At 63.1% G+C, this 20,805-nt stretch carries 21 protein-coding genes and 1 pseudogene; 8 read left to right on the top strand and 14 right to left on the bottom strand.

The features are described from left to right. Positions 1 to 74 precede the first annotated feature (74 nt). The 5 genes from ACUXH0_RS23210 to ACUXH0_RS23190 all read left to right on the top strand — a co-directional run bounded on the left by ACUXH0_RS23210 (position 75) and on the right by ACUXH0_RS23190 (position 4,165). Positions 75 to 1,625 carry a bifunctional aminoglycoside phosphotransferase/ATP-binding protein gene (locus ACUXH0_RS23210; RefSeq protein WP_012430412.1) on the top strand — a complete coding sequence of 517 codons (1,551 nt, stop codon included), beginning with the start codon at positions 75 to 77 and terminating at the stop codon, positions 1,623 to 1,625. Between the two features lie 185 nt (positions 1,626 to 1,810). After that, positions 1,811 to 2,299, top strand: a complete 489-nt coding sequence (locus ACUXH0_RS23205; protein ID WP_012430413.1) for a hypothetical protein — start codon at positions 1,811 to 1,813, stop codon at positions 2,297 to 2,299. A gap of 22 nt (positions 2,300 to 2,321) precedes the next feature. Further along, complete coding sequence (locus ACUXH0_RS23200; RefSeq protein ID WP_004634031.1) at positions 2,322 to 2,786, top strand: CBS domain-containing protein; 465 nt, start codon at positions 2,322 to 2,324, stop codon at positions 2,784 to 2,786. Between the two features lie 40 nt (positions 2,787 to 2,826). Then, positions 2,827 to 3,510, top strand: coding sequence for a dienelactone hydrolase family protein (locus ACUXH0_RS23195; RefSeq protein WP_004634029.1), 684 nt, complete (start codon positions 2,827 to 2,829; stop codon positions 3,508 to 3,510). Positions 3,511 to 3,514: 4 nt separating this feature from the next. Beyond that, positions 3,515 to 4,165: a phosphoribosyltransferase gene (locus ACUXH0_RS23190; protein ID WP_012430415.1), complete on the top strand. Its 651-nt coding sequence runs from the start codon at positions 3,515 to 3,517 to the stop codon at positions 4,163 to 4,165. A gap of 40 nt (positions 4,166 to 4,205) precedes the next feature. Here the strand turns inward: ACUXH0_RS23190 and mgtA are convergent, their stop codons facing one another. The 7 genes from mgtA to ACUXH0_RS23155 all read right to left on the bottom strand — a co-directional run bounded on the left by mgtA (position 4,206) and on the right by ACUXH0_RS23155 (position 13,622). Continuing rightward, positions 4,206 to 6,833 (bottom strand): magnesium-translocating P-type ATPase, encoded by a 2,628-nt coding sequence (gene mgtA / locus ACUXH0_RS23185; protein ID WP_012430416.1) that lies wholly within the window; start codon positions 6,831 to 6,833, stop codon positions 4,206 to 4,208. Between the two features lie 220 nt (positions 6,834 to 7,053). Further along, complete coding sequence (locus ACUXH0_RS23180) at positions 7,054 to 8,529, bottom strand: efflux transporter outer membrane subunit (protein ID WP_137910856.1); 1,476 nt, start codon at positions 8,527 to 8,529, stop codon at positions 7,054 to 7,056. After that, positions 8,526 to 9,611, bottom strand: coding sequence for an HlyD family secretion protein (locus ACUXH0_RS23175; protein WP_012430418.1), 1,086 nt, complete (start codon positions 9,609 to 9,611; stop codon positions 8,526 to 8,528). Before ACUXH0_RS23175 ends, ACUXH0_RS23180 begins: the two co-directional genes overlap by 4 nt. Then, positions 9,608 to 10,306, bottom strand: coding sequence for an ABC transporter ATP-binding protein (locus tag ACUXH0_RS23170; protein WP_012430419.1), 699 nt, complete (start codon positions 10,304 to 10,306; stop codon positions 9,608 to 9,610). The genes ACUXH0_RS23175 and ACUXH0_RS23170 overlap by 4 nt, the downstream gene beginning before the upstream one ends. Before the next feature lie 2 nt (positions 10,307 to 10,308). Beyond that, positions 10,309 to 11,445 carry an ABC transporter permease gene (locus ACUXH0_RS23165; protein ID WP_012430420.1) on the bottom strand — a complete coding sequence of 379 codons (1,137 nt, stop codon included), beginning with the start codon at positions 11,443 to 11,445 and terminating at the stop codon, positions 10,309 to 10,311. Positions 11,446 to 11,589: 144 nt separating this feature from the next. After that, positions 11,590 to 12,237: a response regulator gene (locus tag ACUXH0_RS23160; RefSeq protein ID WP_182594686.1), complete on the bottom strand. Its 648-nt coding sequence runs from the start codon at positions 12,235 to 12,237 to the stop codon at positions 11,590 to 11,592. Further along, positions 12,234 to 13,622: a PAS domain-containing sensor histidine kinase gene (locus tag ACUXH0_RS23155; protein WP_004634013.1), complete on the bottom strand. Its 1,389-nt coding sequence runs from the start codon at positions 13,620 to 13,622 to the stop codon at positions 12,234 to 12,236. The genes ACUXH0_RS23160 and ACUXH0_RS23155 overlap by 4 nt, the downstream gene beginning before the upstream one ends. A gap of 254 nt (positions 13,623 to 13,876) precedes the next feature. Between ACUXH0_RS23155 and ACUXH0_RS23150 the strand changes: the two genes are divergently transcribed. Next, entirely contained in the window at positions 13,877 to 14,668 is a 792-nt protein-coding gene (locus ACUXH0_RS23150) for a helix-turn-helix domain-containing protein (RefSeq protein ID WP_012430422.1), read from the top strand. A gap of 78 nt (positions 14,669 to 14,746) precedes the next feature. Here ACUXH0_RS23150 and ACUXH0_RS23145 read toward each other — a convergent pair whose 3' ends face one another. From ACUXH0_RS23145 to ACUXH0_RS23120, 6 genes are read right to left on the bottom strand one after another with little or no spacing between them, the layout of a single operon-like run. Further along, positions 14,747 to 15,394 carry a BON domain-containing protein gene (locus ACUXH0_RS23145; protein ID WP_004634010.1) on the bottom strand — a complete coding sequence of 216 codons (648 nt, stop codon included), beginning with the start codon at positions 15,392 to 15,394 and terminating at the stop codon, positions 14,747 to 14,749. A 30-nt stretch (positions 15,395 to 15,424) separates the two neighbouring features. Next, entirely contained in the window at positions 15,425 to 15,787 is a 363-nt protein-coding gene (locus tag ACUXH0_RS23140; protein ID WP_012430423.1) for a TraR/DksA family transcriptional regulator, read from the bottom strand. Between the two features lie 47 nt (positions 15,788 to 15,834). Next, the gene (locus tag ACUXH0_RS23135) at positions 15,835 to 16,365 is read right to left on the bottom strand and encodes a flavodoxin family protein (protein WP_004634007.1); all 531 of its coding nucleotides are present in this window, start codon (positions 16,363 to 16,365) and stop codon (positions 15,835 to 15,837) included. A 46-nt stretch (positions 16,366 to 16,411) separates the two neighbouring features. Continuing rightward, a complete protein-coding gene (locus ACUXH0_RS23130) occupies positions 16,412 to 17,065 on the bottom strand; it encodes a BON domain-containing protein (protein ID WP_012430424.1) in 654 nt (217 codons plus the stop codon). Between the two features lie 33 nt (positions 17,066 to 17,098). Next, positions 17,099 to 17,938, bottom strand: coding sequence for a universal stress protein (locus tag ACUXH0_RS23125; RefSeq protein WP_004634004.1), 840 nt, complete (start codon positions 17,936 to 17,938; stop codon positions 17,099 to 17,101). 40 nt (positions 17,939 to 17,978) lie between these two features. Continuing rightward, positions 17,979 to 18,479, bottom strand: a complete 501-nt coding sequence (locus tag ACUXH0_RS23120) for a universal stress protein (protein WP_004634002.1) — start codon at positions 18,477 to 18,479, stop codon at positions 17,979 to 17,981. A gap of 286 nt (positions 18,480 to 18,765) precedes the next feature. On the opposite strand from ACUXH0_RS23120, the gene ACUXH0_RS23115 reads away from it, so the two are divergent. Together ACUXH0_RS23115 and ACUXH0_RS23110 are read left to right on the top strand one after the other, a co-directional pair. Beyond that, entirely contained in the window at positions 18,766 to 19,233 is a 468-nt protein-coding gene (locus ACUXH0_RS23115) for a CBS domain-containing protein (RefSeq protein ID WP_182594687.1), read from the top strand. Then, entirely contained in the window at positions 19,152 to 19,448 is a 297-nt protein-coding gene (locus ACUXH0_RS23110; protein WP_407535561.1) for a YgaP family membrane protein, read from the top strand. The genes ACUXH0_RS23115 and ACUXH0_RS23110 overlap by 82 nt, the downstream gene beginning before the upstream one ends. A gap of 99 nt (positions 19,449 to 19,547) precedes the next feature. On the opposite strand, the pseudogene ACUXH0_RS23105 reads toward ACUXH0_RS23110, so the two are convergent. Further along, a pseudogene (locus tag ACUXH0_RS23105) lies at positions 19,548 to 20,675 on the bottom strand (MgtC/SapB family protein); the annotation flags it as partial. Positions 20,676 to 20,805: the final 130 nt, after the last annotated feature.

The raw sequence follows: 20,805 nt of genomic DNA, 5'->3' as shown, positions 1-20,805 counted from the left end.
CGTTGATCTACGTCAGGGCGCATGGCGTCAAGCGCGCGATATTGATCTTCAGTGTCAGGAGATGAAACCCGCGTATGGCCGAACAAGCCACCACCAATCCGTGCGCGCAGCCAGCAGAAGCCTTGGTCAGTCGCATGCTCGATGCGGCAGCGTATCCACACCCGGCGGCCGATCTGCAGATGATCGAAACGCATCTGTCGTGGGTCTTCCTGGCTGGAGAATTTGCGTACAAGGTACGCAAGCCGGTCAAGTTGGACTTCGTCGATTTTTCGACGCTCCTTGCGCGGCAAATCGATTGCGAGGAGGAATGCCGCCTCAACCGCCGCCTCGCCCCTGCGCTCTACCTTGGCGTAGTGCCAATTTCGAACGATCCGGCCACGGGGGCCATCCGCGTCAATGGGCAAGGCACGCCCTGTGAGTACGCAGTCTGCATGCGCCGGTTTGCCCAGCAGGACGTACTGATTGCGTTGGCTCGTGACGGGCGACTTCGCCCGAAAGAAATCGACGCGCTGGCCGACCTGATCGCAGACTTCCACGCAACCGCGCCGGTCGCCAGCGCGAGTTCAGACGATGGAACGCCCTCAGGCATTCGGCGCACGTTCGAGGACTGCGCTGCCGGAGTTATTGCCTTGGGGCATGCACCGCTGGATGCGGCGACCACGGTATCGCTGCTTCGTCAGCACACAGTTCGCCTCGAAGAGACATTCGCTTCACGCCGGCGCAGCCGCCACATCCGCGAATGCCATGGCGATCTGCACCTGGGCAACATCGTGTTGATCGATGGCCAGCCGACCCCGTTCGACTGTCTGGAATTCTCACCGTCACTGCGGTGGATCGACACCATGTATGACACCGCCTTTCTGTTCATGGACCTGCTCGCCGCAGGTCTGGACGGGCTGGCGTATCGACTCATCAACCGTTATCTCGAACGATGTGGCGACTATGGCGGGTTGGCAGTACTGCCCTTCTACGCATCGATGCGCGCGCTCGTGCGGGCTCGCGTACTGCTGGAACGCGCCCATCAGTTGGACGGGGCCCCCGATGTGGCTGCCAGGCTCCGCCGCGAGGCAGGCCGCATGCTCGCCCTGTCTCGGGAGCTGCTCTGCCGAAACGACGCCTGCATTCTCCTCATGCATGGCCTTTCAGGCAGCGGAAAGTCCACCCGTGCCGCGCAGCTTGCCCAAGCGGAAGGCATGATCCGTGTGCGCTCTGATGTCGAGCGCCAACGCCGCTGGCATGTCCGCGCAGTCGATCGCTATCTGCCACGTGCAGTCGAACGTACGTATCGGCGTCTCGCCGCGATCTGCAAGCTCGGTGCAGGCGCTGGCTTTCCAATGATTGCGGATGCCACATTCCTCGCCGAGCACCAGCGCCGACGTTTCTTCTCGCTGGGCCGGCGGCTGGGGACAGCCGTGGCCATCGTGGACTGTGTTGCCGACGTCGACACGCTGCGTACGCGCATCCGCAATCGCATGCGCGGCGGGCGCGACGCATCCGAGGCAGACCTGCACGTGCTGGACGCCCAGATCGCCACACAAGAGCCGCTCAACGTAGACGAGCGGGCACATGTTATTCCTGGCGAAATGTCCAAAGTGGTGCCATACATCAAAGGTAGAAGGCAGTGATTTTGCCCGGGGCCGGCCCAGGCAATCAAAGGCCTTGAAACGAAGCGACGAAGCGATGGCGTTTCACGGGCGGCCGCCAATTTGCGCCATATCAACGCGTACAAGCACAGAGTGCCTACGCTGCAGTTGGAATCCTCGTTCGGCGGCGCTGTTCACCATCCGCCAAGACCCCACCGGAGAACGCAATGCAACAACCCGCCGATATGGCCTGCAACGTGGCGTGCGCCGTCATGCGCGATATGAGCCGCACCGCCAGCTTCATGCTCGAGACGCAAATCGACCTGTCTCATTTCCGGCTGAAACTGGCCGAGGCTGCGTTGGAAGATGTGCGTGAATTGGAACATGAGCTGAGCGGCACGCATGACTGGACATCGCTGGCCTCCGCGCAAACCATCTTCATGAAGATGCAATCGAGCCACAGTGCGACGGCGCTGAAGACTTGGGTCGAGTTCACGAACAAGCTGCAGGCCGCCTATCTGCGTCGGTTGACGGAGTGGACTCAGCAAATGCAGCAGCCGGAAGCGCAAACCTCTTCGTCTCAGTTGTTCGCCGCATCGTCCGATTCGCTGAAGGCATTCTTTGACAGTTTCAGCCTCATGGCTCCGTCGGACTCCGAGGCAAAGAAGAACCGACCGGCGCGCCACACTCCGGCAAGCGCTGAAAAGACCGCCTGATCGATACGCCAAGGAGCCCATCATGCGAGTTCAGGACGTTTATTCACCCAATGCAGTCCATATCCCGCTCTCCTGCACGCTTCAGGAGGCGGCACAGCAGATGCGTCAGAAACATGTCGGTGCGCTGGTCGTGACGGAGAACACCCCGTCTGGCCCCCGCGCAATTGGCGTCGTCACGGATCGCGACATGGTGCTCGATGCGGTCGCGGTTGGCGTTAGCCCCTCACAGACCTGTGTGGCCGATGTGATGAGCCGAGGCATCCTCAACGTACCGCTCGACGCAAGCCTGAGCGATGCGTTGCAGGAAATGCTTTCGTCCGGCGTGCGACGTGTTGGCGTGACGTCCGACGGCGCGCTCGTTGGGGTGCTGTCCCTGGACGACGTGCTCGGCGCCATGGCCACCGAGCTGGGGCTGATCGCCCGCCTTGTCCATAACGAGCGCGAACGCGAGACGACCGGTAGCGTCCAGCCGCCGCTGAGCGTGTAACCCGGCCACCGGCTGCCATCACATTTCAGGAATTCTCTCCATGAATGCCGAACCGCTTTCTCTCAGCATGGACATCGTGGCGGACGACGCAGTGCTGGAAGGCACCCTGGACTGCCCCGGCAATGCAACCGGCCTGGTGATCTTTGCGCATGGCAGCGGGAGTTCGCGGTTCAGCCCGCGCAACCGGTATGTTGCCGATCAGCTCCACGCCGCCGGCCTGGGCACGCTGCTGTTCGATCTGTTGAGTGCCGAAGAGGCATCACATGCATCATGCCGTTTCGACATCGCGCTTCTGGCGCGGCGTCTGCAGACAGCCACACACGCGGTCGGCAGCATCGCCCGCGAACGCAGTTTGCGACTCGGGTATTTCGGCGCCAGCACGGGCGCCGCAGCCGCGATCCTGGCAGCGTCCGAGCTGGACGACGCCTGCGCGATCGAAGCGGTGGTCAGCCGCGGCGGTCGCCCGGATCTTGCCGGCCAACGTGCGCTGGCCAGACTGGCCTGCCCGACCCTACTGATCGTCGGCGCCGCCGATTTGGACGTTCTCGATCTCAACCGGCAGGCTCTGAGCCAGATGCATTGTGAGAAAGCGCTGGAGACGGTGCCACGCGCAACGCACCTTTTTGAAGAGGCCGGCGCGCTCGAACAGGTGGCCGAGCTCGCACGGGCATGGTTTGTTCGCCACCTGAGTGCAGCCACCCAACCCCACCAACACGCGAGGTAACCCCGTGCGATTCAAAGATCGATTGGATGCAGCGCGCCTGCTGGTGCAGGCGCTGGAAAAGTACAGGGGCACCCACCCGCTGGTGCTGGCCATTCCAAGGGGTGCGGTTCCGATGGGCGCACTCATCGCATCCGCGCTCGGCGGTCAGCTTGATGTGGTTCTGGTGCGCAAGCTCGGCGCGCCGTTCAACCCCGAACTGGCAGTGGGCTCTGTGGAAGAAGGCGGCTGGTCTTACATCGCGCCCTATGCAGGGCGCATTGGCGCGGATACGACCTACCTCGAACAGGAGAGCGCCGAGCAGATGGAGGTCATCCGACGGCGCCGGGCGCTGTATACCCCGAACCGCGGCCCGTATGACGCAGAGGGGCGTGTTGTGATCGTGGTCGACGATGGACTGGCAACCGGGGCGTCCATGAAGGCAGCACTTCACGCGATACGGGAGCGCCATCCGCAACGCCTCGTCTGCGCGGTTCCTGTGGCGGCGCCGGACAGCCTGGAAGACATTCGCCCCCTGGCCGATGAGATCGTCTGCCTCTACGCGCCGCAGGGTTTCCGCGCGGTCGGCATGTATTACGCCGACTTTCCTCAGGTCGAGGACGCTGAGGTGCGTGCCGCGCTTGGGGCTGCTTCGCAAACCGAACGCCGAGCTGGCTGACACGGGTGCGGCCCCTGCCGCCACCGAGCCTTGCCGGGGTTCAGTCCAGACCGTATCTGCGCACATACCAGGATTTCATCACGTAGGCTGACAACCCATAGGCCAGGACGATCGCAGCCAGGCAGGGCCAGTAGGCTGCCGGCAGCGGCACAAAGCCGAACAATGCCCCGACCGATGTCAATGGCATGGCGACACCCACGCAGGCAATGGTGATGCTGGTCAACACCAGCGCGGTACTTGCCCGGCTTTGCACGAAGGGCACCTTGCCCGTGCGGATGATATGGATGATGAGTGTCTGTGTGAGCAACGATTCAACAAACCACCCGGACTGGAAGAGCGCCGGATCAGCCCACGCGTGAAACACACCCAGCAGCAGCGCATAGGTCGCGAAGTCAAACAGCGAACTGACGGGCCCCAAGTACAGCATGAACTTCAGAATGCTGCCGATCTCCCACCGTCGTGGCTTGACGAGGTAGTCGTCGTCAACGTTGTCGGTCGGGATGGCGGTTTGCGAGAAGTCGTAGAGCAGGTTGTTGAGCAGCACCTGCACCGGCGCCATCGGCAGAAAGGGCAGAAACAGGCTGGCGCCCAGCACGCTGAACATGTTTCCGAAGTTGGAACTGGCGCCCATCTTGATGTACTTGACGATGTTGCCAAACACCTTGCGCCCTTCCGTCACGCCCTCCCCCAGCACGGCCAGGCTTTTCTCCAGGAGGATGATGTCGGCAGACTCCTTGGCAATATCGACCGCGCTATCCACGGAGATGCCGACATCGGCGGCCTTGAGCGCCGGCCCATCGTTGATGCCGTCGCCCATGAAGCCCACGACATGGCCCCTGCGGTGCAGTGCATCGACAATGGCCGCCTTCTGCGCGGGCGAAACCTTGGCGAAGATCGATGCGCGTTCGGCGATGTCGGCCATCTGGTCGGGTGACATGGCGGCCAGCTCGGTGCCAAGCACCACCGGTTCCACGGCCAGCCCGACCTCGCGGCAGATCTTGCGCGCAACAATGGCGTTGTCCCCCGTCAGGATCTTGACTGCCACGCCGCTGGCCTTCAAGGCGGCCAGGGCTGGCGCGGCCGTATCACGTGGTGGGTCAAGAAAGGCGATATACCCCAGCAACGTCAACCCCGCCTCGTCCGCCACGGCGTACTGGCTTTGCCCGGGCGGCATCTCCCTGTACGCAACAGCGACGACACGGAAACCGTCAGCGTTCAGGTTCTCCGCCAGTTGCCGCGTAGCTTCGAGATGGCTTGCCTCCAGCGGGCCAGCCTCGTCACCGCTCACATAACGCGCGCTGACGGCCAGCACTTCTTCGACCGCCCCCTTGCAGATCAGCACGTGTGTGCCGTCGTCCTGCGCCAGCACCACCGACATGCGCCGGCGCTCGAAGTCAAACGGTAGTTCATCGATTTTCTGAAAACGCGCATGCACATCCAGGCGCTGCTCCAGCTCCACGTGCTTGAGCACGGCCACGTCCAGCAGGTTCTTCAGGCCCGACTGGTAGAAGCTGTTCAGAAACGCGTACTCCAGCACCTGGTCGGATTCCTCGCCGCGCAAATCCAGGTGATGCTTGAGGATGATGCGGTCTTGCGTGAGCGTGCCGGTCTTGTCGGTGCACAGCACATCCATCGCACCGAAATTCTGGATGGCGTTGAGCCGCTTGACGATGACCTTCTTGCGCGACATGGCGATGGCGCCCTTGGCCAGATTGACCGTGACGATCATCGGCAGCATCTCGGGCGTCAGGCCGACGGCCACGGCCACCGCAAACAACAGCGCCTCGAACCAGTTGCCCTTGGTCAGTCCATTGATGAGAAACACCATGGGTGCCATCACCAGGATCAGCGTCAGCATCAACCAGGTAAACCGGGTAATGCCCCGGTCAAAGCTGGTCTGCACGCGTTGCGCGGCAATCAGGTTGGCCACATGACCAAAGGCGGTCCGGTGGCCGGTAGTCAGGACCACGCCCGTCGCGTAGCCGCTCACCACGGCGCTGCCCATGAAGCACAGGTTGGGCCGTTCGAAATCTGCCGCCGGCTGGCTTTCGGAAGGCTCTGCATGCTTTTCCTGTGGCATGGCCTCGCCAGTCAGGGCCGACTGGTTGACAAACACATCCTTCGCGCCGAGCAGCCGCAGGTCCGCCGGCACCATGTCACCGGCACAAAGCTGGACGATATCGCCCGGCACTAATTGCTCGATCGGGATTTCCTGGCTCGCTTCGGCGCCGTCGGATGCGATGCGCTTGACCGTCGCCGTTGTATGCACCATGCGACGCAACGCCTCCGCCGCCCGGTTCGAACGATGCTCCTGCAGAAAGCCCAGCACGACGCTCAGCACCACCATGACCGCAATCAGTACGGCTGCCCGTACATCGCCCAGCACCGCCGAGACGCCCGCCAGCGAGATGAGCAGCAGATTCAACGGATTGACCGACCGGCGCGCCAACTCGACCAGCACACCCTCGTGATGGCCGTTGGCCACGCGGTTGAGCCCATATTCGCGCAGGCGCTGCGCAGCGCCCTCCTGCGTCAGGCCGTGCATCTGGGTACCGAGCCGCTCAAGCACGTCTTGCGAGGCAAGCGCCGACCACATCGAGAGATCGTCGGCTGGTGCATGTGCAGACAACATATTGGGCAGCGCTTGCCAGCGTGGCTTCCCGCGCATTGCTAGTCTCCTTGCGCGCAGGCATGCGCCTGGCGAGTTGCAACCCTCGCATCCGACACCCAACCCCCGGCAGCGTGTGCGGGCATGCTGATCCTGACAGCGGCAGACAAAGACGGCGCGGGCGCGGTGTGCATGGGAAATTGCGGGTAAAGCACATGGACGTGCAAACCATTAGAGCGCAGGACGCGCGTCGGGGCTTGATGCAACTCAACGGTCGTCGTCAGTCGGGTGCTTGCTGTACATGTCCCGCCACTGGGGTTTCAATGCTGGCGCCACGCCAGCCTCCGCCCAGCGCAAGGAACAGCGCCACGGTATCTTGCAGCCGCTGTGCACGCACCTGCTGCGTGCCCAGCACGGCTTGCTGGTATTGCTGATCGGCACTGAGCACCTGCAGATAGCCGGCAACGCCGGCACGGTAGTCGGCGTTGATCTCATCCAGTGCGGCACTTGCCGCCGCCTGCGCGCGCAACTGTGCGTCAAGCTGCACGGCATCGTGTTCCAGCGCCCGCAGCACATCGGCCACCTGCTCAAACGAAGCAAGCACCACCTGCCGATAGCCGGCATCGGCAGCCTGTAACGCCTGCCGCGACGCAGAACGGCGGAAATACAGGGTGCCGCCTTCAAACAGTGGGGCCACGAGGTTCGCCCCCACGCTCCAGGCGCCGGCTTTCGCACCAAAGAGGTCAGCGCTTCGGCCGCTCATCCGGGCATAGTCTGCGCTGAGGGTCAGACTGGGCAGCATCGCCGCCGTTGCGACACCCACCTCGGCGCTGGCCTGGTGCAGGCGCGCCTGGGCGGCCAGAACGTCGGGCCGCTGGCGCACCAGTTCAGACGGCACCAGGCTGGGCAAGTCCGCCGGCAATTGCAACCCGTTGAGCGCCACGTCTACGGCATCTGCCTCGGAAGGAAATCGGCCAGTCAAGACGGCCTGCAGATGCGCAGCCTGGTCACGCTTCTGCTCCAGCGGCGGCAGCGATGCTTCCAACGACGCCAATTGCGCAGCAAGGCTCAACTCGCTGGCATGCGCCACGACGCCGGCTTCGACCTGCGCGTGTGCAATCTCCATCTGCTCTCGCACCACGGCAATCAGGCTGCGCGTGGTGTCGATCTGCGCCCGATAGGCAGCATGCGCGATCACGGCGTTCACCAGATTGCCGGTCAAGGTGAGGTAGGCGGCGGCCACCGCATACCTTTGTCCTTCCGCTTGCGCGGCCAGGGCTTCCACGGCACGCCGATTGCCGCCAAAGAGATCGACCGCATAGCTGATGGATGCGCCCAGAGTCCACAGCGTAAAAAGGCTTGGCACCCCGGCCTGCCCAAGCCTGGCGGGCACCGCTGCCTGACGTGACACATCGGCCGATCCCGCCACCTGCGGGTAGAACACGCCCGCGCCGGCTCGCAACAGGTCTTGCGCGGCACGCAGGTTGGCTTGCGCCTGCTGCAGGCCGGGGTTGGCCGTAATGGCGGCTTCCATGGCCAGATCAAGCGCGGGACTACCGAGAGCGTGCCACCAGTCTGCCGGCACGGTTGCCGCCGTGAAGCGCTGCGCAACGCCGTCTGCCGAGGGGGGCTGCGCAACTTCACCGTCACGAAGATAGCGATCGACGCCAGGCGCCTGCGGTGCATGAAAATCCGGCCCGACGGCGCAGCCCGGAACCACAAGCGCGACGCCTATCGCCCACGCCGCCGCTTTCACGACGCCCCCTGCAGGTAGACGTCGACCAGTTGGCCCGGATAGACGGCCAGCTTGTCAGGCTGCTTGAAACGGAAAAGCAACGGCAGCACGCGCACATCCACGCGTTCGGCGCGCTGGTCGGACAACTGAATCTTGGGCGACACGTACGGCTGCACGCGCACGAATTCCAGCGGCACGCTAACGTCGGTGCCGCGCACGAACATGCGTGCCTGCACCGTGCCGGGCGGAAGGCGGTGCACCAGAATCTCATCCACATACACGCGCACGGCCAGCTTGTTCTGCCCGGCGCTCATCGTGACGAGTGGCACGTTGGCCCGCGTGTAGGCGTCATAGGTGCCCTGTGGCGATACATAGCCGCCCATTGCTGTATTGACGGACATGACAACACCGTCCATCGGCGCCCGCACGGCATACTTTTCGAGCAGCGCTGCTGCCGCCGCCGCGCCCTTCTGCAAGGCATCGCGCTGTTTTTGCAGCGTGCGGATGTCATAGCTCCAGGCGCCGGCGCGCGTCAGGTCGTACTGACGCTGGGCAACAACGAGATTGCCGTGTGCCACCCGTACCGCGTTGGCAGCGTTGTCCATTGCATCGCGACTGACTGCCTTGGGATTGAGCCGGGCGGCCGCTTCAAGCTTGTCCAACTGATCCTGCACGGTGCGCAAGCCGGCATCTGCGGCACCCACCTGTGCACGCGTGACCTCCAGCGCTTCCCTGCGCGGTTGGGCCAGCAGCGCGTTCAACTGCGCATCAACGGCATCCGCTTGCGACTGCTGTTGCGCGGTCAGGGCGCGCTGCACGGAATCTTCGATCTGGATCAGCACGTCGCCGCGCTTGACTGCCTGCCCTTCTTGCACGGCGATGCGCGCGACGGTGCCCGACACTTCGGCATACAGGTTCAGGTTGGCACCACTGGGCTGATCGCTTTCGACGATGCCGTTGGCGTAGATGCCCGTCGCGTACGGATTGGCTGCCGGCTGGAAGACGGGTGGCAACGGCGGGCGCTGCCGCGCGTAGTAGATCGCCGCGCCAATTCCCGCCAGCGCGCCGATCACAGAGAGCACAAACAACCATCGGATCTTCATCGCATCGCTCCGTGTTCAATGCGGCTCAGCTTGCCGTCCTCCATGTCGAGGATGCGGCTGGCCAGGTCGAGGATGCGCGCGTCGTGCGTCACGATCACGATACAGCGGTGCGCGTTCAGGATCTCCGTCTTCACGAACTGCATGATCGAACGGCCGGTGTCGCCATCCAGCGATGCGGTGGGTTCATCCAGGATCAGGATGTCGGGCTGCGTGACGATGGCGCGTGCAATGGCCACACGCTGCTGCTCGCCGCCACTGAGCTTGACCGGCGGCAACTGGGCGCGGTTCTTCAGCCCGACGACATCGAGGTAGTGCATGGCCTGATCGAGCGCGGTGTCCCAGGCCACATGCCGCAGGATCAGCGGGATGGCGACGTTCTCGACCGTGGTGAGGCGCGGGAACAGGTGGTAATCCTGAAACACGAAGCCGATCCTGCCCAGGCGGAAATCGGCCAGCGCGTCGGCGCCCAGGCTCCAGATGTCAACCCCGTCCACCATCGCGCGGCCGCTATCCGGGCGCAGGATGCCCGATATCACGCTCAGCAGCGTGGTCTTGCCGCTGCCCGACGGTCCGACGATGAACAGCATCTCGTTGAACTCGGCCTCGAAACTGACCTGCATGAGCGCGCGGGTACGCGCCTCGCCCTCGCCAAACCATTTATCGAGGGCCTGAGCGGCAATGGCAACGTTGGCCACAATCAACCCCGGAAGATATCGAAGGGCTCGATGCGAAGCACTTTGCGCACCCCGATGTAGCCCGATATGCCGGCAATCACGATCACCATGGCCAGCGCCAGCATCAGATTGGTGAAGGTGATCATGGCCGCGTAGTCTGGAATGCGAAGACGCACCAGTGCGATCGACGCGGCGCATAGGCCGATCCCCAGCCCGTAGCCCACCAGCGCCACAAACGTGGCCTGGAAGACGATCATCGTGACCAGTTCGCGCCCCTTGGCCCCGATGGCCTTGAGTGCGCCAAAGCGCTCGAGGTTTTCCAGGATGAACGTGTAGAACGTCTGCCCCGAGATCGACAGCCCCACCACGAAGCTGATCACCGTCATCAGCAGGATGTTGGTGCCAAGCCCGGTCTGGTAGGTATAGAAGTGAGAGATGCGGCCGATGAACTCTTCCCTGGTCAGGGCGCGGTAACCGAGCCGGTCGACCGCACGTTCGATCGCCGCAATGTCGGCCTCGGTCTTGGGCTCAATCAGGATGTACGACATCGTGTAGCGCGTACTCGGCAGGTATTGCACGGCGCGGCGGTACGTTGTGTACAGGGTGGGCACGCCAAACAATCCGCTGGACGCCACCTCGCCAATGCCGACGATCACCCCTCGATGGTCGTTGACTTCGAATTCCGTGCCGATATGCGGGTTTTCGAGCTTCCCGAACTCGGCATCCTGGATGACGATGAAGGCGTTCTCGCCGTACAGATCCTGGATACGGCCACTGAGCATGCGAGGGCGGCCGAACAGGCTGGTGTCGTCGATGCCGACGACGGTCACGGGCTGATAGGTTCCGCTGTTCAGGCGCACGAGCGCGCCGCCTGAATAGAGCGGCACGGCAAACTTCACACCGTGAATGCTGCGTACCGCATCAAGGACGTAATCCGGCATGCCGATCGAGTTGGCCACGGTATTGACAGCCGGGTCCATGACCCACATCCGTGCGCCAATGTTGTACACGGCAGACGAAGACCGATTGAGCACGCCCGCAAACAGCGACGTCATCTCGATCATCAAAAACACGGCAAACGTAATGCCGACCAGCAAGCCGCTCAGCTTGGCCTTGTCATTGACCAGCAGCTTGTAGGCGAGTTTGAGAATGGCTTGCACATGGCCCCCTTGGCCATGCACGGCAGACAGGGGTGCGCCCCGGGGTGATATCGACCGGCCGATGCATGTGCATCAACGATAGCGATTCGGGGGCGGCGGCCATTGATGTGTCGCAAGGCCGGGCTGCGTCCAGCAGGGAATGCGCTACAGCGTATCGTCGTCGGAAAACAAGCGATGGCGTATCGCGTAACGCACAAGGGCGGCTTCGCTGGAGAGCTGCAGCTTGTCCATCAGCCGCATCTTGTAGGTGCTGATGGTCTTGGCGCTCACGCACAGGCTGGTGGCGATCTCGGTCAAGGGCCCGCCGCGCACCAGCCGGCGATAGACTTCCATCTCGCGGTCGGACAGGCGCGTGTGGGCCGCCTCTTCACTGGGCTCGCCCAGGCTGTGCGCGAGCTTCTCCGCCATGGGTGGGCTGACGTAGGTGCCGCCGTTCGCCACCTTCTGCAGCGCGGTAACCAGTTCGGTGGCGGCGCTCTCCTTTGTCAGGTAGCCGGCCGCCCCCGCACGAAAGGCGCGTGCCACGTATTGTTCTTCAGCGTGCATGGTCAGCACCAGCACGCGCACCCTGGGGTGATCGTCATGCAGCTGGCGGAGCAGTTCCAGCCCGCTGCGCCCCGGCATGGAAAGATCGAGCACGATCACCTGCGGTTGATGATCACGCACAAGTTGCACGACCTGTGTACCGTCGGAGGCTTCGCAGGCGACTTCAAAATCCCCCGCGCGCTCAAGGATATGACGCACGCCATCGCGCATCACGGCATGATCGTCGGCGATCATCACGCGAATCATGACGGCGCCTCCTCGGTGGCCTTGTGAACGGCGGGAAAGCTCACGCTCAAGCGAAAGCCGCCACCAGGTGCATGTGTGATCGTTGCCTGCCCGCCCAGTAGCCGGGCGCGCTCGCGAATGCCAAGCAATCCCAGCGGCTTGCGTTCACCCACCGCCGGAGGCGCCCCACTCCAGCCATGGCCATTGTCTTGAATGGACAGTTCGAGCACGTCGTCCTGCTGCGAGAACTCGATCTCAACACGCGTGGCATCGGCGTGGCGCACGACGTTGTTGAGTGCCTCCTGCACGATCCGGAACACCGAGATGGCAGCGCGCTCGTTCATCGCCAGTTCTTGCGCATGCACAGTCACGACCAGGCCAAAGCGTTGGCGAAAATTCTTGGCCATCCATTCGAGGGACGGCACGAGCCCCAACTCGTCGAGCAATGGCGGCCGAAGATCCGCCGAGATATGCCGAACGGCAACAATCGTCTCGTCGATCACGTGTTGCATTGCCTGGGTCTGGTCGATCAGCGCCTTGTCGCTCCGTGCGGCCTGCAGATCCGCTGCCAGCAGCGAAATGTCCATCTTGAGCGCGCTCAGGCGTTGGCCCAGATCGTCGTGCAGCTCGCGGGCGATGCGGTGCCGCTCCTCCTCGCGCGTGGCCAGGATGCTGTCCGACAGATGCTGCAGTTCTTCCTGGGAGCGCCGCAGCGCCGCTTCCGCACGCACACGCTCCGTGGTGTCGCGCAGCATCACCGTGAAGAGCTTGCCGCCGTTCACTTCGATCTGTGAAATCGACGCTTCGATCGGGAATTCGCGCCCATCGGTATGCAGGGCAAACAGCGGGCGCTGCTTACCCATCTGGCGCTCCGATACGCCCGTCACCCCGAAGCGCCGTACATGCGCTTCGTGCGCGCCGCGAAACCGCTCGGGAATAAAGTCTGACAGTGGGCGGCCGATGGCTTGGCGCGCTGAACAACCGAACAGAGTTTCAGCCATGGGATTGAAGAGCACGATGCGCTGGGTTTCGTCCACCGAAATGATGGCTTCCATTGATGACCGGATGATGCCGGCCAGCCGCGCTTCGCTCTTTTCTAGGTACGTCAGATCCCGGGCGACGGCGGCTCGCAACTTCCGCAGCCGCAGCCAATAGAAGACCAGTGCGATGACCGCAGAAATACTTGCCGAGGCCAGCAAAATGAAGGGGGCATCCCCGGCCTGAAGCGCAAACGCCAGCCGGGCAACTGCCGCCGCCAGCAGCAAAACGGCCAGCACCCCCACCACCAGTTCGGCCGAAGTGGATTGCAACTGCAGCAGCCGCCTGTGCGTTGCCTTTGAGGATTGAGTATCTTGCTCCGCCACCGAGCACCACCAAAAGGTCGGGATGCAATCAACATAGCCCATTCCCAAGGCTGGAGGTACTAGCCGTGTGAAGGAGAAGCCCCCCGGAAAACCCTGCCGCCGCTGTCAGGGAATCCTGACAGCGGCATGGCACATCCCGACGACCATCTCAGCGCTGCCTGATTTCGCGCAAACGCCGCGCCTCCGATACTGACCGTACGGACACCGGGCCTTGATGGAGCGCAGTGACCGGACACCCACCACCTCACCGAGGATGTGTGGTTCAAAGACCACAGACGCCTTCCGGAGCCGCCCCCATGATTCCGCGCACGATAGAGTCCCCTTCACCCGTCGAAACCCGCCAACTTCCCCAGCTCAGGCTCGTCCGCGACGCAACGCAGATCCGCCAGACAACACCCCTGATTCCCAGCAGCCAATGCACCAACTGCATGATGCACTGGGCCTGTATCGCGAGCGCTGTGCCATCGGCGCAACACGAACAACTGGATCGGATGGTGCACACCTGGCGCAAGATCGCCAAAGGCGAAGCCCTTTTTCGGGCGGGCGACGTGTTCCATGCGCTGTATGCCATCCGGTCCGGTTCGTTCAAAACCGTGGTATCGCACCCCAACGGCGCAAATCACGTCACCGGATTCCAATTGGCGGGCGAAACGCTCGGCCTCGACGGCATTGCCGCCGATCGGCACACATGCGACGCGATTGCGCTGGAGGACAGCACCGTGTGCTCCATGCCCTTCCATTGCATTGAGGACCTGTGCCAGGACATTCGTCCACTGCAACATCGCCTTCACCAATTGATGGCAGAAGAGATCGTGCGCGAGTCAGGGCTGATGCTGCTGCTCGCTGGGCTGAGTGCGGAAGCGCGTGTTGCCACCTTCCTGCTGAACCTTTCCACGCGCATGCAGGACCGGGGGTATTCCGCTACCAGCTTCACGCTGCGCATGACCCGGGAAGAAATCGGCAGCTACCTTGGCATGCAGCTCGAGACCGTCAGCCGTGCGCTGTCGAGGTTTCAGCGCGAAGGCTGGATCGTGGTGAGCGGCAAGAACATCGAGCTGACCGACAAGGCGGCACTGATGGAGCTTTGATCGCTCGGGGCGCCCCCCAAAAAACATGCCGCCCCGCTTTTCAGGTGGGGCGGCATGTTTTCTTTACTGCTTCATTACCTACGGCACGATCTGGAGATGATCGATGACTTCCGTCACTCCAGGTGCGGACCATGCCGCGCCCTTTGCCGCACGCCGCTCCGATGCGGAACCGATGTGGCCGCTGAGCGTGACCGTCCCGCCTTGAACGGAGACGCGAATGTGGTCGGCTTCACGCGCGGCATGCCGCTTGAGCGCCGCACCGATCTGCTCGGCAACATTGGCTGGCGCCACGCGCGCTTTGATCTGCAGCCGATTGATCAGGCCCGCCACACCACGCAACGATCCCACCGCATGCGCTGCCTGCTCGCTCTGGTAGGGCCAGTCCACCTCACCCGAGAGCGTCACCCAGCCGTTTTCGACCAGCACCTCGATGCGGTTGGACGGCAGGGTAACCTGCCATTCAAGCGCGGCGCGGGCCGCTTGGGCAACGTCTGCGTCCGTATGCGCTCCCGGCAGGCGGACTTCGATTTTCTGCACGACACCACGCACGCCAGCAACACGTTCGGCTGCATGCTCGGCAGCAAGCTTTTCCATGTAGCTGCGAACGTGGCCGGTCAGTGTCACCACGCCGTTGTCCACCTCCACACCAATTGCTGCGGCATCCACCGCAGGCTCCCAAAGCAGTTCGTCGTTGACGTCCTGTTTGATGCCCAGATCGCTTTTCATACTTTGCTCCTGCTGGATAGAGTCGCCTTGCTATGCCCAGCGGCGCTCACACGCTGTTTGGCAAGGCAGACAGCGCATGGCCGTCGGCTGGGCTTGCAGGCGTAAAAACGGAATCGCTTCGCCACAATCGACGCAGATACCGTAGCTGTGCTGCTGCATACGCTCGCGTGCAGCGTTCAGTTGCTCAAGCTCGCTTCGGTAGCGGACGAGCATGACGTCGTTCGTTTGTTCCCCTACCTCTTCATCGGCAAGATCCGCGTTCTCAAACGGCGCTTCACGCGGCACCGGCACAGTGGTTGGGCCCAGCGCCGACAACTGGCGCCGCACGCGTGCTTCCTGCTCGTCGAGCAAGCTCCTCAGCCGTTTCCATTGCGCCTCGGTAAAGCGGCTCATGCCACGTCTCCTTCAATGGATTCAACGTCCCAGCGGTGGGTTCGGCCTCAGGCTTCCGTTGGCGACAGCCAGGCCGGACGTTGCCTCGATTGCTCCCACCGGCCGGCAGTCTTCACCTGTTCGATGAAACCCGCGATCTCTTCTTGCGACAGCCCGCTGAGCACGTCACGCTGGAACAGCGCCAGCACCGGCGCCGGAATGGTGGCCGTGATGCGCATGATTTCTTCGACAGCACGGAACGCCCCGCGGGCCGCCATGACACAAATCACGGACAGGTGCGTGGACCCCGGCAGTTGGTCAGCCAGGAAGTCCCGCATGGGCGAAGCCAGGTGGCCCATCCAGATGGGCGCGATCACGATGACGTGTTCGACATCATCAAGCGGCGGACCTTCATAGCGATACTTGGCGCGCGCATGGAATACCGTTTCGAGGACGCAGCGCGCATCTCCCAGGAAGCCGGCGCGCGGATGCTCGTCCGTCACCTCGGCAAGCTGCCATCCGCTCTGCGCAGCCATCTGCTCGGCTACCTGACGTGCCGTGCCGGTGCGCGAGTAGTACACGATCAGCTTCTTTTCCATCTCGTACTCCAGGGATTTCGAAAGCAGTGGAAATGGCGGATTGCCTCTAGGAACCAACCCACATCTGGTCGACGACGGCGCGCACGCCTGGTGCATCCCATGCGGCCTCACGGGCGGCACGGCACTCGTTGAGGTTGCGCAGCGGCCCGTACAAGGTCACCGTGCCGTCCGCCACGGAAACATTCAGGCGCGACGCGTCAACTGCAGCCAGGCGTTGCAGTGCCTTTGCAATGCGATTGCTCAGATCCGCGGGGCCCGAGGCGGCGCGCAATGTCAGCGCATTGGCCACGGATTTCACGCCGCGCACTCTGCGCACCGTGTCCAGCGCCGCACGGCGCTGGAAGTCCTGGTCGACTTCACCGCGCAGCGTCACGGCGCCGCCCTCGACAGTGATCTGGACAGCATCCGGCGGCACCGATGCATTCCAATGCAACGCGCTGCTGATCGCCTGCGCAATCTCGCCATCCGGGCGCTCCATATCCGGCGGCATCCGCACATCCACATGGATGACAAGCGCGGTCACGCCGGCTACACGCCGGATCGCCTCTTCCGCGGCATGCTTGTCGGCGAACGTGTCGACGCCGCCGGAGAGCGTGACGACGCCATCCTTGGCCTGCACGGCAAAGCGACTGGCATCCACCGCCGGGTCCCATTGCAATTCTTCTTCGACATCGTGCTTGAGCTGGATATCGTTCTTCATCGTGATCTCCTCAGGTTCAATTGAGGTCGAGGCTCAGTGCGACATCAGCACCGGCACGGTCATCGTGTTCAGCAGGGTGCGCGTCACCCCGCCCAGTACGAGTTCGCGCAGGCGGCTGTGCCCGTAGGCCCCCATCACGATCAGATCGGCATTGAAGTCGGCCGCTCGCGAGAGCAGCAACTCACCCACGGCGGCATCGGAATCTGCGCAATCGGTCTCTTCCACCGTTGTATGAATACCGCGCGCATTCAGCGCACGCGCCACCTGACCCACCGTGGTTTCCTCGGCCCAGTGCTTTGGCTGCGTGCTTGTGATCTGCAGCACGTGCACATTGGTGCCCGTCATCATCGGCATGGCATCGTGCAGCGCACGGGCCGATTCGCGTCCGCCGCTCCAGGCCACCAGCACGCGCTGCGGCAATGCAGTGAAGTTGCCCGCATACGGCACAACCAGCACGGGGCGGCCCGACTCCAGGATCAGGGTCTCCACAAAGTCGCCGGCAATGAATTCATCCGGTTCATCGTGGTTCCGTTGCCCGACGACGAGAAGATCGGTCTCACGCGCTTCACGAAGTACGAGAGCCACGGGGTCGCCTTCCACTGCTCGCCACTCCGTTTCCACCGCAAGCTTCTCCGTCGCCAGGCGAAAGCGCGCGTGCACCGCATCCCGGATGCTGTCGCGCCGGATGCGGTCTTCCTCCAGATAGTGCGCAGCGTTCTCCATCATGTAGAACCAGCTGAGGCTTGGCGCAAAGCTCGCATAGATGCCGACGAGTTTGGCGCCGTGCGCCTGGGCATACTGGGCCGCAAGGTCAAGGCGGTGCATGGCGCGTTCGCTGCGGTCCAGATGCACCATCACACTGGCGTAGCTCATGGTCAGATCCCGAAGTCGTGTCAGAAGATGCGCTACCGGACTAGGCAATGACGGCGTTGCTTAGCGGTTCGGTAGGCGCGTGCGACGTTTCCGTCGGCTCCGCGCGGACGAGCAGCACCGGCAGTGTGCTCCGGCGCACAACGCTCTCGGCGACGCTGCCGAGGAACAACCGTTGGAAGCCGCGACGCCCGTGCGTGCCCAGCACCAGGGCTTGGGCGCCGACGTTGTGTGCCGCCTGTTCAATGGCAGTGCCGATATCGAAAGTGCCGATCGGGTCGTCAACCACGACGCTATGGACGTGCACACCTGCCTTTTCGGCCTTGGCACGCGCGTCGGCAACAATTTGATTGCCTTGTTTGACCAAGGCCTCGGTAAAGGCGCCGACATCGATATAGCCAACGTCGTACATCAGGTACGAGTTATCGATCACGTGGGCGATGACCAACTCCGAGCCGAGCTTTTGTGCAAGCTGGATTGCCTCGTCCAGCGCCCGGTCTGCCGTCGGACTGCCATCCACCGCTACCAGAATCCTGTCGTACATGATGTGCCTCCATCGAATCCGTCGTCGGCCCCAATCGGGGCTGCTGAATTCCATGTTGGACCACCAAGCGGATCACCCCTTGATTTACATCAGCGTTTGGCTCGCTGCAGCCTCACGCAATGCCAATTGATCTGCCTCAAGAGCCAGCGCGCAACGCTCGATAGACTCGTCCGCTATCCGCTGCCCCCGGGGTGCAGTCATGGAAAGCGCATGGCACCTTGTGCGAGATCAAACTTTGACACCGGCCCGTTCTTATAGTGAAAACGTACGCGCATCGGAGTTCAGCATGAGGGTCGATGAAATTTGTTCCCACCGCATCGTTCACGTCCAGGCGACGGCGACGCTGCAGCAAGCCGCCCGGCTGATGCGGGACGAAAGCGCCCGGGCGCTGCTTGTCACGGAACACGCCGCTGGGGGTTCTCGGGTGGTGGGCATCGTGACAGACCGGGACATGGTGGTGCACGGCCTTGCCAGCCGCAGCGACTGCAGCCAGACCGCCGTATCGGAAGTCATGACGCACGGCCTTCTGACCATCCACGATGACGCCGTGATCAGCGAAGCCTTGCGCTCGATGCTGAGCCACGGCCTGCACCGTCTGGCGGTGGTCGATCGTCAGCAACGGCTGGTGGGCATGCTCAGCCTGGACGACACCATCCGCGCAATGGGTGGCGAATGGACCTTGCTGGCCGGCATTCTCGGTCGCGACAACGCTGGCCAGTCCCGCCAGCACGCGCCGTCCGATTTGATTCTCTAAGTGTTCACCCACCGTTCTTCAGGAGCGCTGTCATGTTTACCAATGTTGGAACCGCGGACCGCGCCGTCCGCATCCTGATCGGCATCGCCATGATCCTGCTGGCATTTTTTGGCAAGGTGCCAGCATGGGTTGGCTGGCTGGGGCTGATCCCTCTGGTGACCGGCCTGATCCGCATGTGCCCGCTCTATTGGGTGCTGGGCATTGGGCGGCATTGACCAGGCGACAAGCCAGAACACCGCCCAGCTGGACAGAAGCATGGTCAGCAGACCAGCGGTGACCTTACCGGCAAAAGCGCGGCCTCCGCTGATGGCCACGACAATCTTCGAGAACGTGTTGGCTGTCAGCGCAAGCATCACCAGCGCGCCTGCCGTCGGCGTCTGCAACGTGTGGCTGGCAACCTGCGTTGCGATCGAAGCGGTCGCGGCATGGACATCGGCAAACGCCCCAAACACGGTGACAGCCACCACCGCCGCTGTCCCGAACCATGTGCGCGCGGCAGCTGCGGCAAGCAGCAAGGCAGCCGTCCACAGCGCAAAGCCGATTGCGACGCGCCAGTTGATGGATGACACCGAACTCTCCGGCGCCTCCTGGAGCGGCTCGTTGGCGCGCCATATCCAGAGCGCCGACCATGCCACGGTCGCCATCATGCCCACCGCCAGCGGAGCCGCCAGCACGCGCAACAAGTCGATGTTGATGGCAGCGATCAGCAGCAGCATCTGCACCAGCGTGGCGACATTGGACAGCAGCGCCGCGGCAACCGCACCATCAACGGGGCGATGGTCCCGCCGCACGCGTGCTGCCACGGCCGTGATCGTGGCCACGCTCGATGCAAACCCGCTGAACAAGCCGGCCAGCGGCAAGCCGATCCGCTCTCCAAACCATCGCGCAGCAAAATGGCCCGTGTTGCCTGTCAGCATGACAAGCAGCACAACCAGCCACAACGTGTGCGGGTTCCAGGCGTTCAGCGGCCCCAAGTTCCGGTCTGGAACCGCGGGCCAGATCAGCAATGCCGCCACGGCAAGGATCAGCAGATCGGCGAGTTCACGCTGGGTAATGACCGTGCGGGCAAACCGATGCAAACCCGCTTTGGCATAGAGCAGGACAAGTAAGACCGTGCCGAGGCCAGCCGTCATTTCGGGCTCGCTCACGGCATAGGCGCCTAACAGCGTGGTCGCGACCAGTGCGAATTCCGTCGTCACGCCAGGATCAACATTGGCCGAATGGTGATAACCGACCGCCGCCAACACCGCGACCGTCAGCAGCACCGTGGGCACGGCAAATGGTATTGGCAGGCTTGCCGCGATGGCACCCGCCAGCGCCCCGATCGCAAACGTTCGCATGCCCGCTGGCAGCTCTGCGCTGTCGGCATGACTCCGCTCGCGCTCAAGGCCGATCGCCAGCCCCACGCCCAGGGCAACCGAGAAAGACAGCAGTGAAGACATTCAGTGGAGTCGAATGGCTGTTGCGTTGACCTGTTCAGTATTACGCGCGGCAACGCTTTCCGATTGATCTGGCGCAGTCGATGGTCGACTGCCGGGCGGTCATTCCACAGCACTGTTCCATACTGACCAG

The organism is Ralstonia sp. 110700041-2 (assembly GCF_056280165.1).
Note: the sequence above shows the minus strand (reverse complement) of the source record. Positions and strands in the feature narration are given on the sequence as shown.

Coding starts and splice junctions, on each gene's coding strand:
- ACUXH0_RS23210 (WP_012430412.1), top strand. CDS start 75: ATGGCCGAACAAGCCACCACCAATCCGTGCGCGCAGCCAGCAGAAGCC.
- ACUXH0_RS23205 (WP_012430413.1), top strand. CDS start 1,811: ATGCAACAACCCGCCGATATGGCCTGCAACGTGGCGTGCGCCGTCATG.
- ACUXH0_RS23200 (WP_004634031.1), top strand. CDS start 2,322: ATGCGAGTTCAGGACGTTTATTCACCCAATGCAGTCCATATCCCGCTC.
- ACUXH0_RS23195 (WP_004634029.1), top strand. CDS start 2,827: ATGAATGCCGAACCGCTTTCTCTCAGCATGGACATCGTGGCGGACGAC.
- mgtA (WP_012430416.1), bottom strand. CDS start 6,833: ATGCGCGGGAAGCCACGCTGGCAAGCGCTGCCCAATATGTTGTCTGCA.
- ACUXH0_RS23175 (WP_012430418.1), bottom strand. CDS start 9,611: ATGAAGATCCGATGGTTGTTTGTGCTCTCTGTGATCGGCGCGCTGGCG.
- ACUXH0_RS23160 (WP_182594686.1), bottom strand. CDS start 12,237: ATGATTCGCGTGATGATCGCCGACGATCATGCCGTGATGCGCGATGGC.
- ACUXH0_RS23155 (WP_004634013.1), bottom strand. CDS start 13,622: ATGGGCTATGTTGATTGCATCCCGACCTTTTGGTGGTGCTCGGTGGCG.
- ACUXH0_RS23150 (WP_012430422.1), top strand. CDS start 13,877: ATGATTCCGCGCACGATAGAGTCCCCTTCACCCGTCGAAACCCGCCAA.
- ACUXH0_RS23145 (WP_004634010.1), bottom strand. CDS start 15,394: ATGAAAAGCGATCTGGGCATCAAACAGGACGTCAACGACGAACTGCTT.
- ACUXH0_RS23140 (WP_012430423.1), bottom strand. CDS start 15,787: ATGAGCCGCTTTACCGAGGCGCAATGGAAACGGCTGAGGAGCTTGCTC.
- ACUXH0_RS23135 (WP_004634007.1), bottom strand. CDS start 16,365: ATGGAAAAGAAGCTGATCGTGTACTACTCGCGCACCGGCACGGCACGT.
- ACUXH0_RS23130 (WP_012430424.1), bottom strand. CDS start 17,065: ATGAAGAACGATATCCAGCTCAAGCACGATGTCGAAGAAGAATTGCAA.
- ACUXH0_RS23125 (WP_004634004.1), bottom strand. CDS start 17,938: ATGAGCTACGCCAGTGTGATGGTGCATCTGGACCGCAGCGAACGCGCC.
- ACUXH0_RS23120 (WP_004634002.1), bottom strand. CDS start 18,479: ATGTACGACAGGATTCTGGTAGCGGTGGATGGCAGTCCGACGGCAGAC.
- ACUXH0_RS23115 (WP_182594687.1), top strand. CDS start 18,766: ATGAGGGTCGATGAAATTTGTTCCCACCGCATCGTTCACGTCCAGGCG.
- ACUXH0_RS23110 (WP_407535561.1), top strand. CDS start 19,152: ATGGACCTTGCTGGCCGGCATTCTCGGTCGCGACAACGCTGGCCAGTC.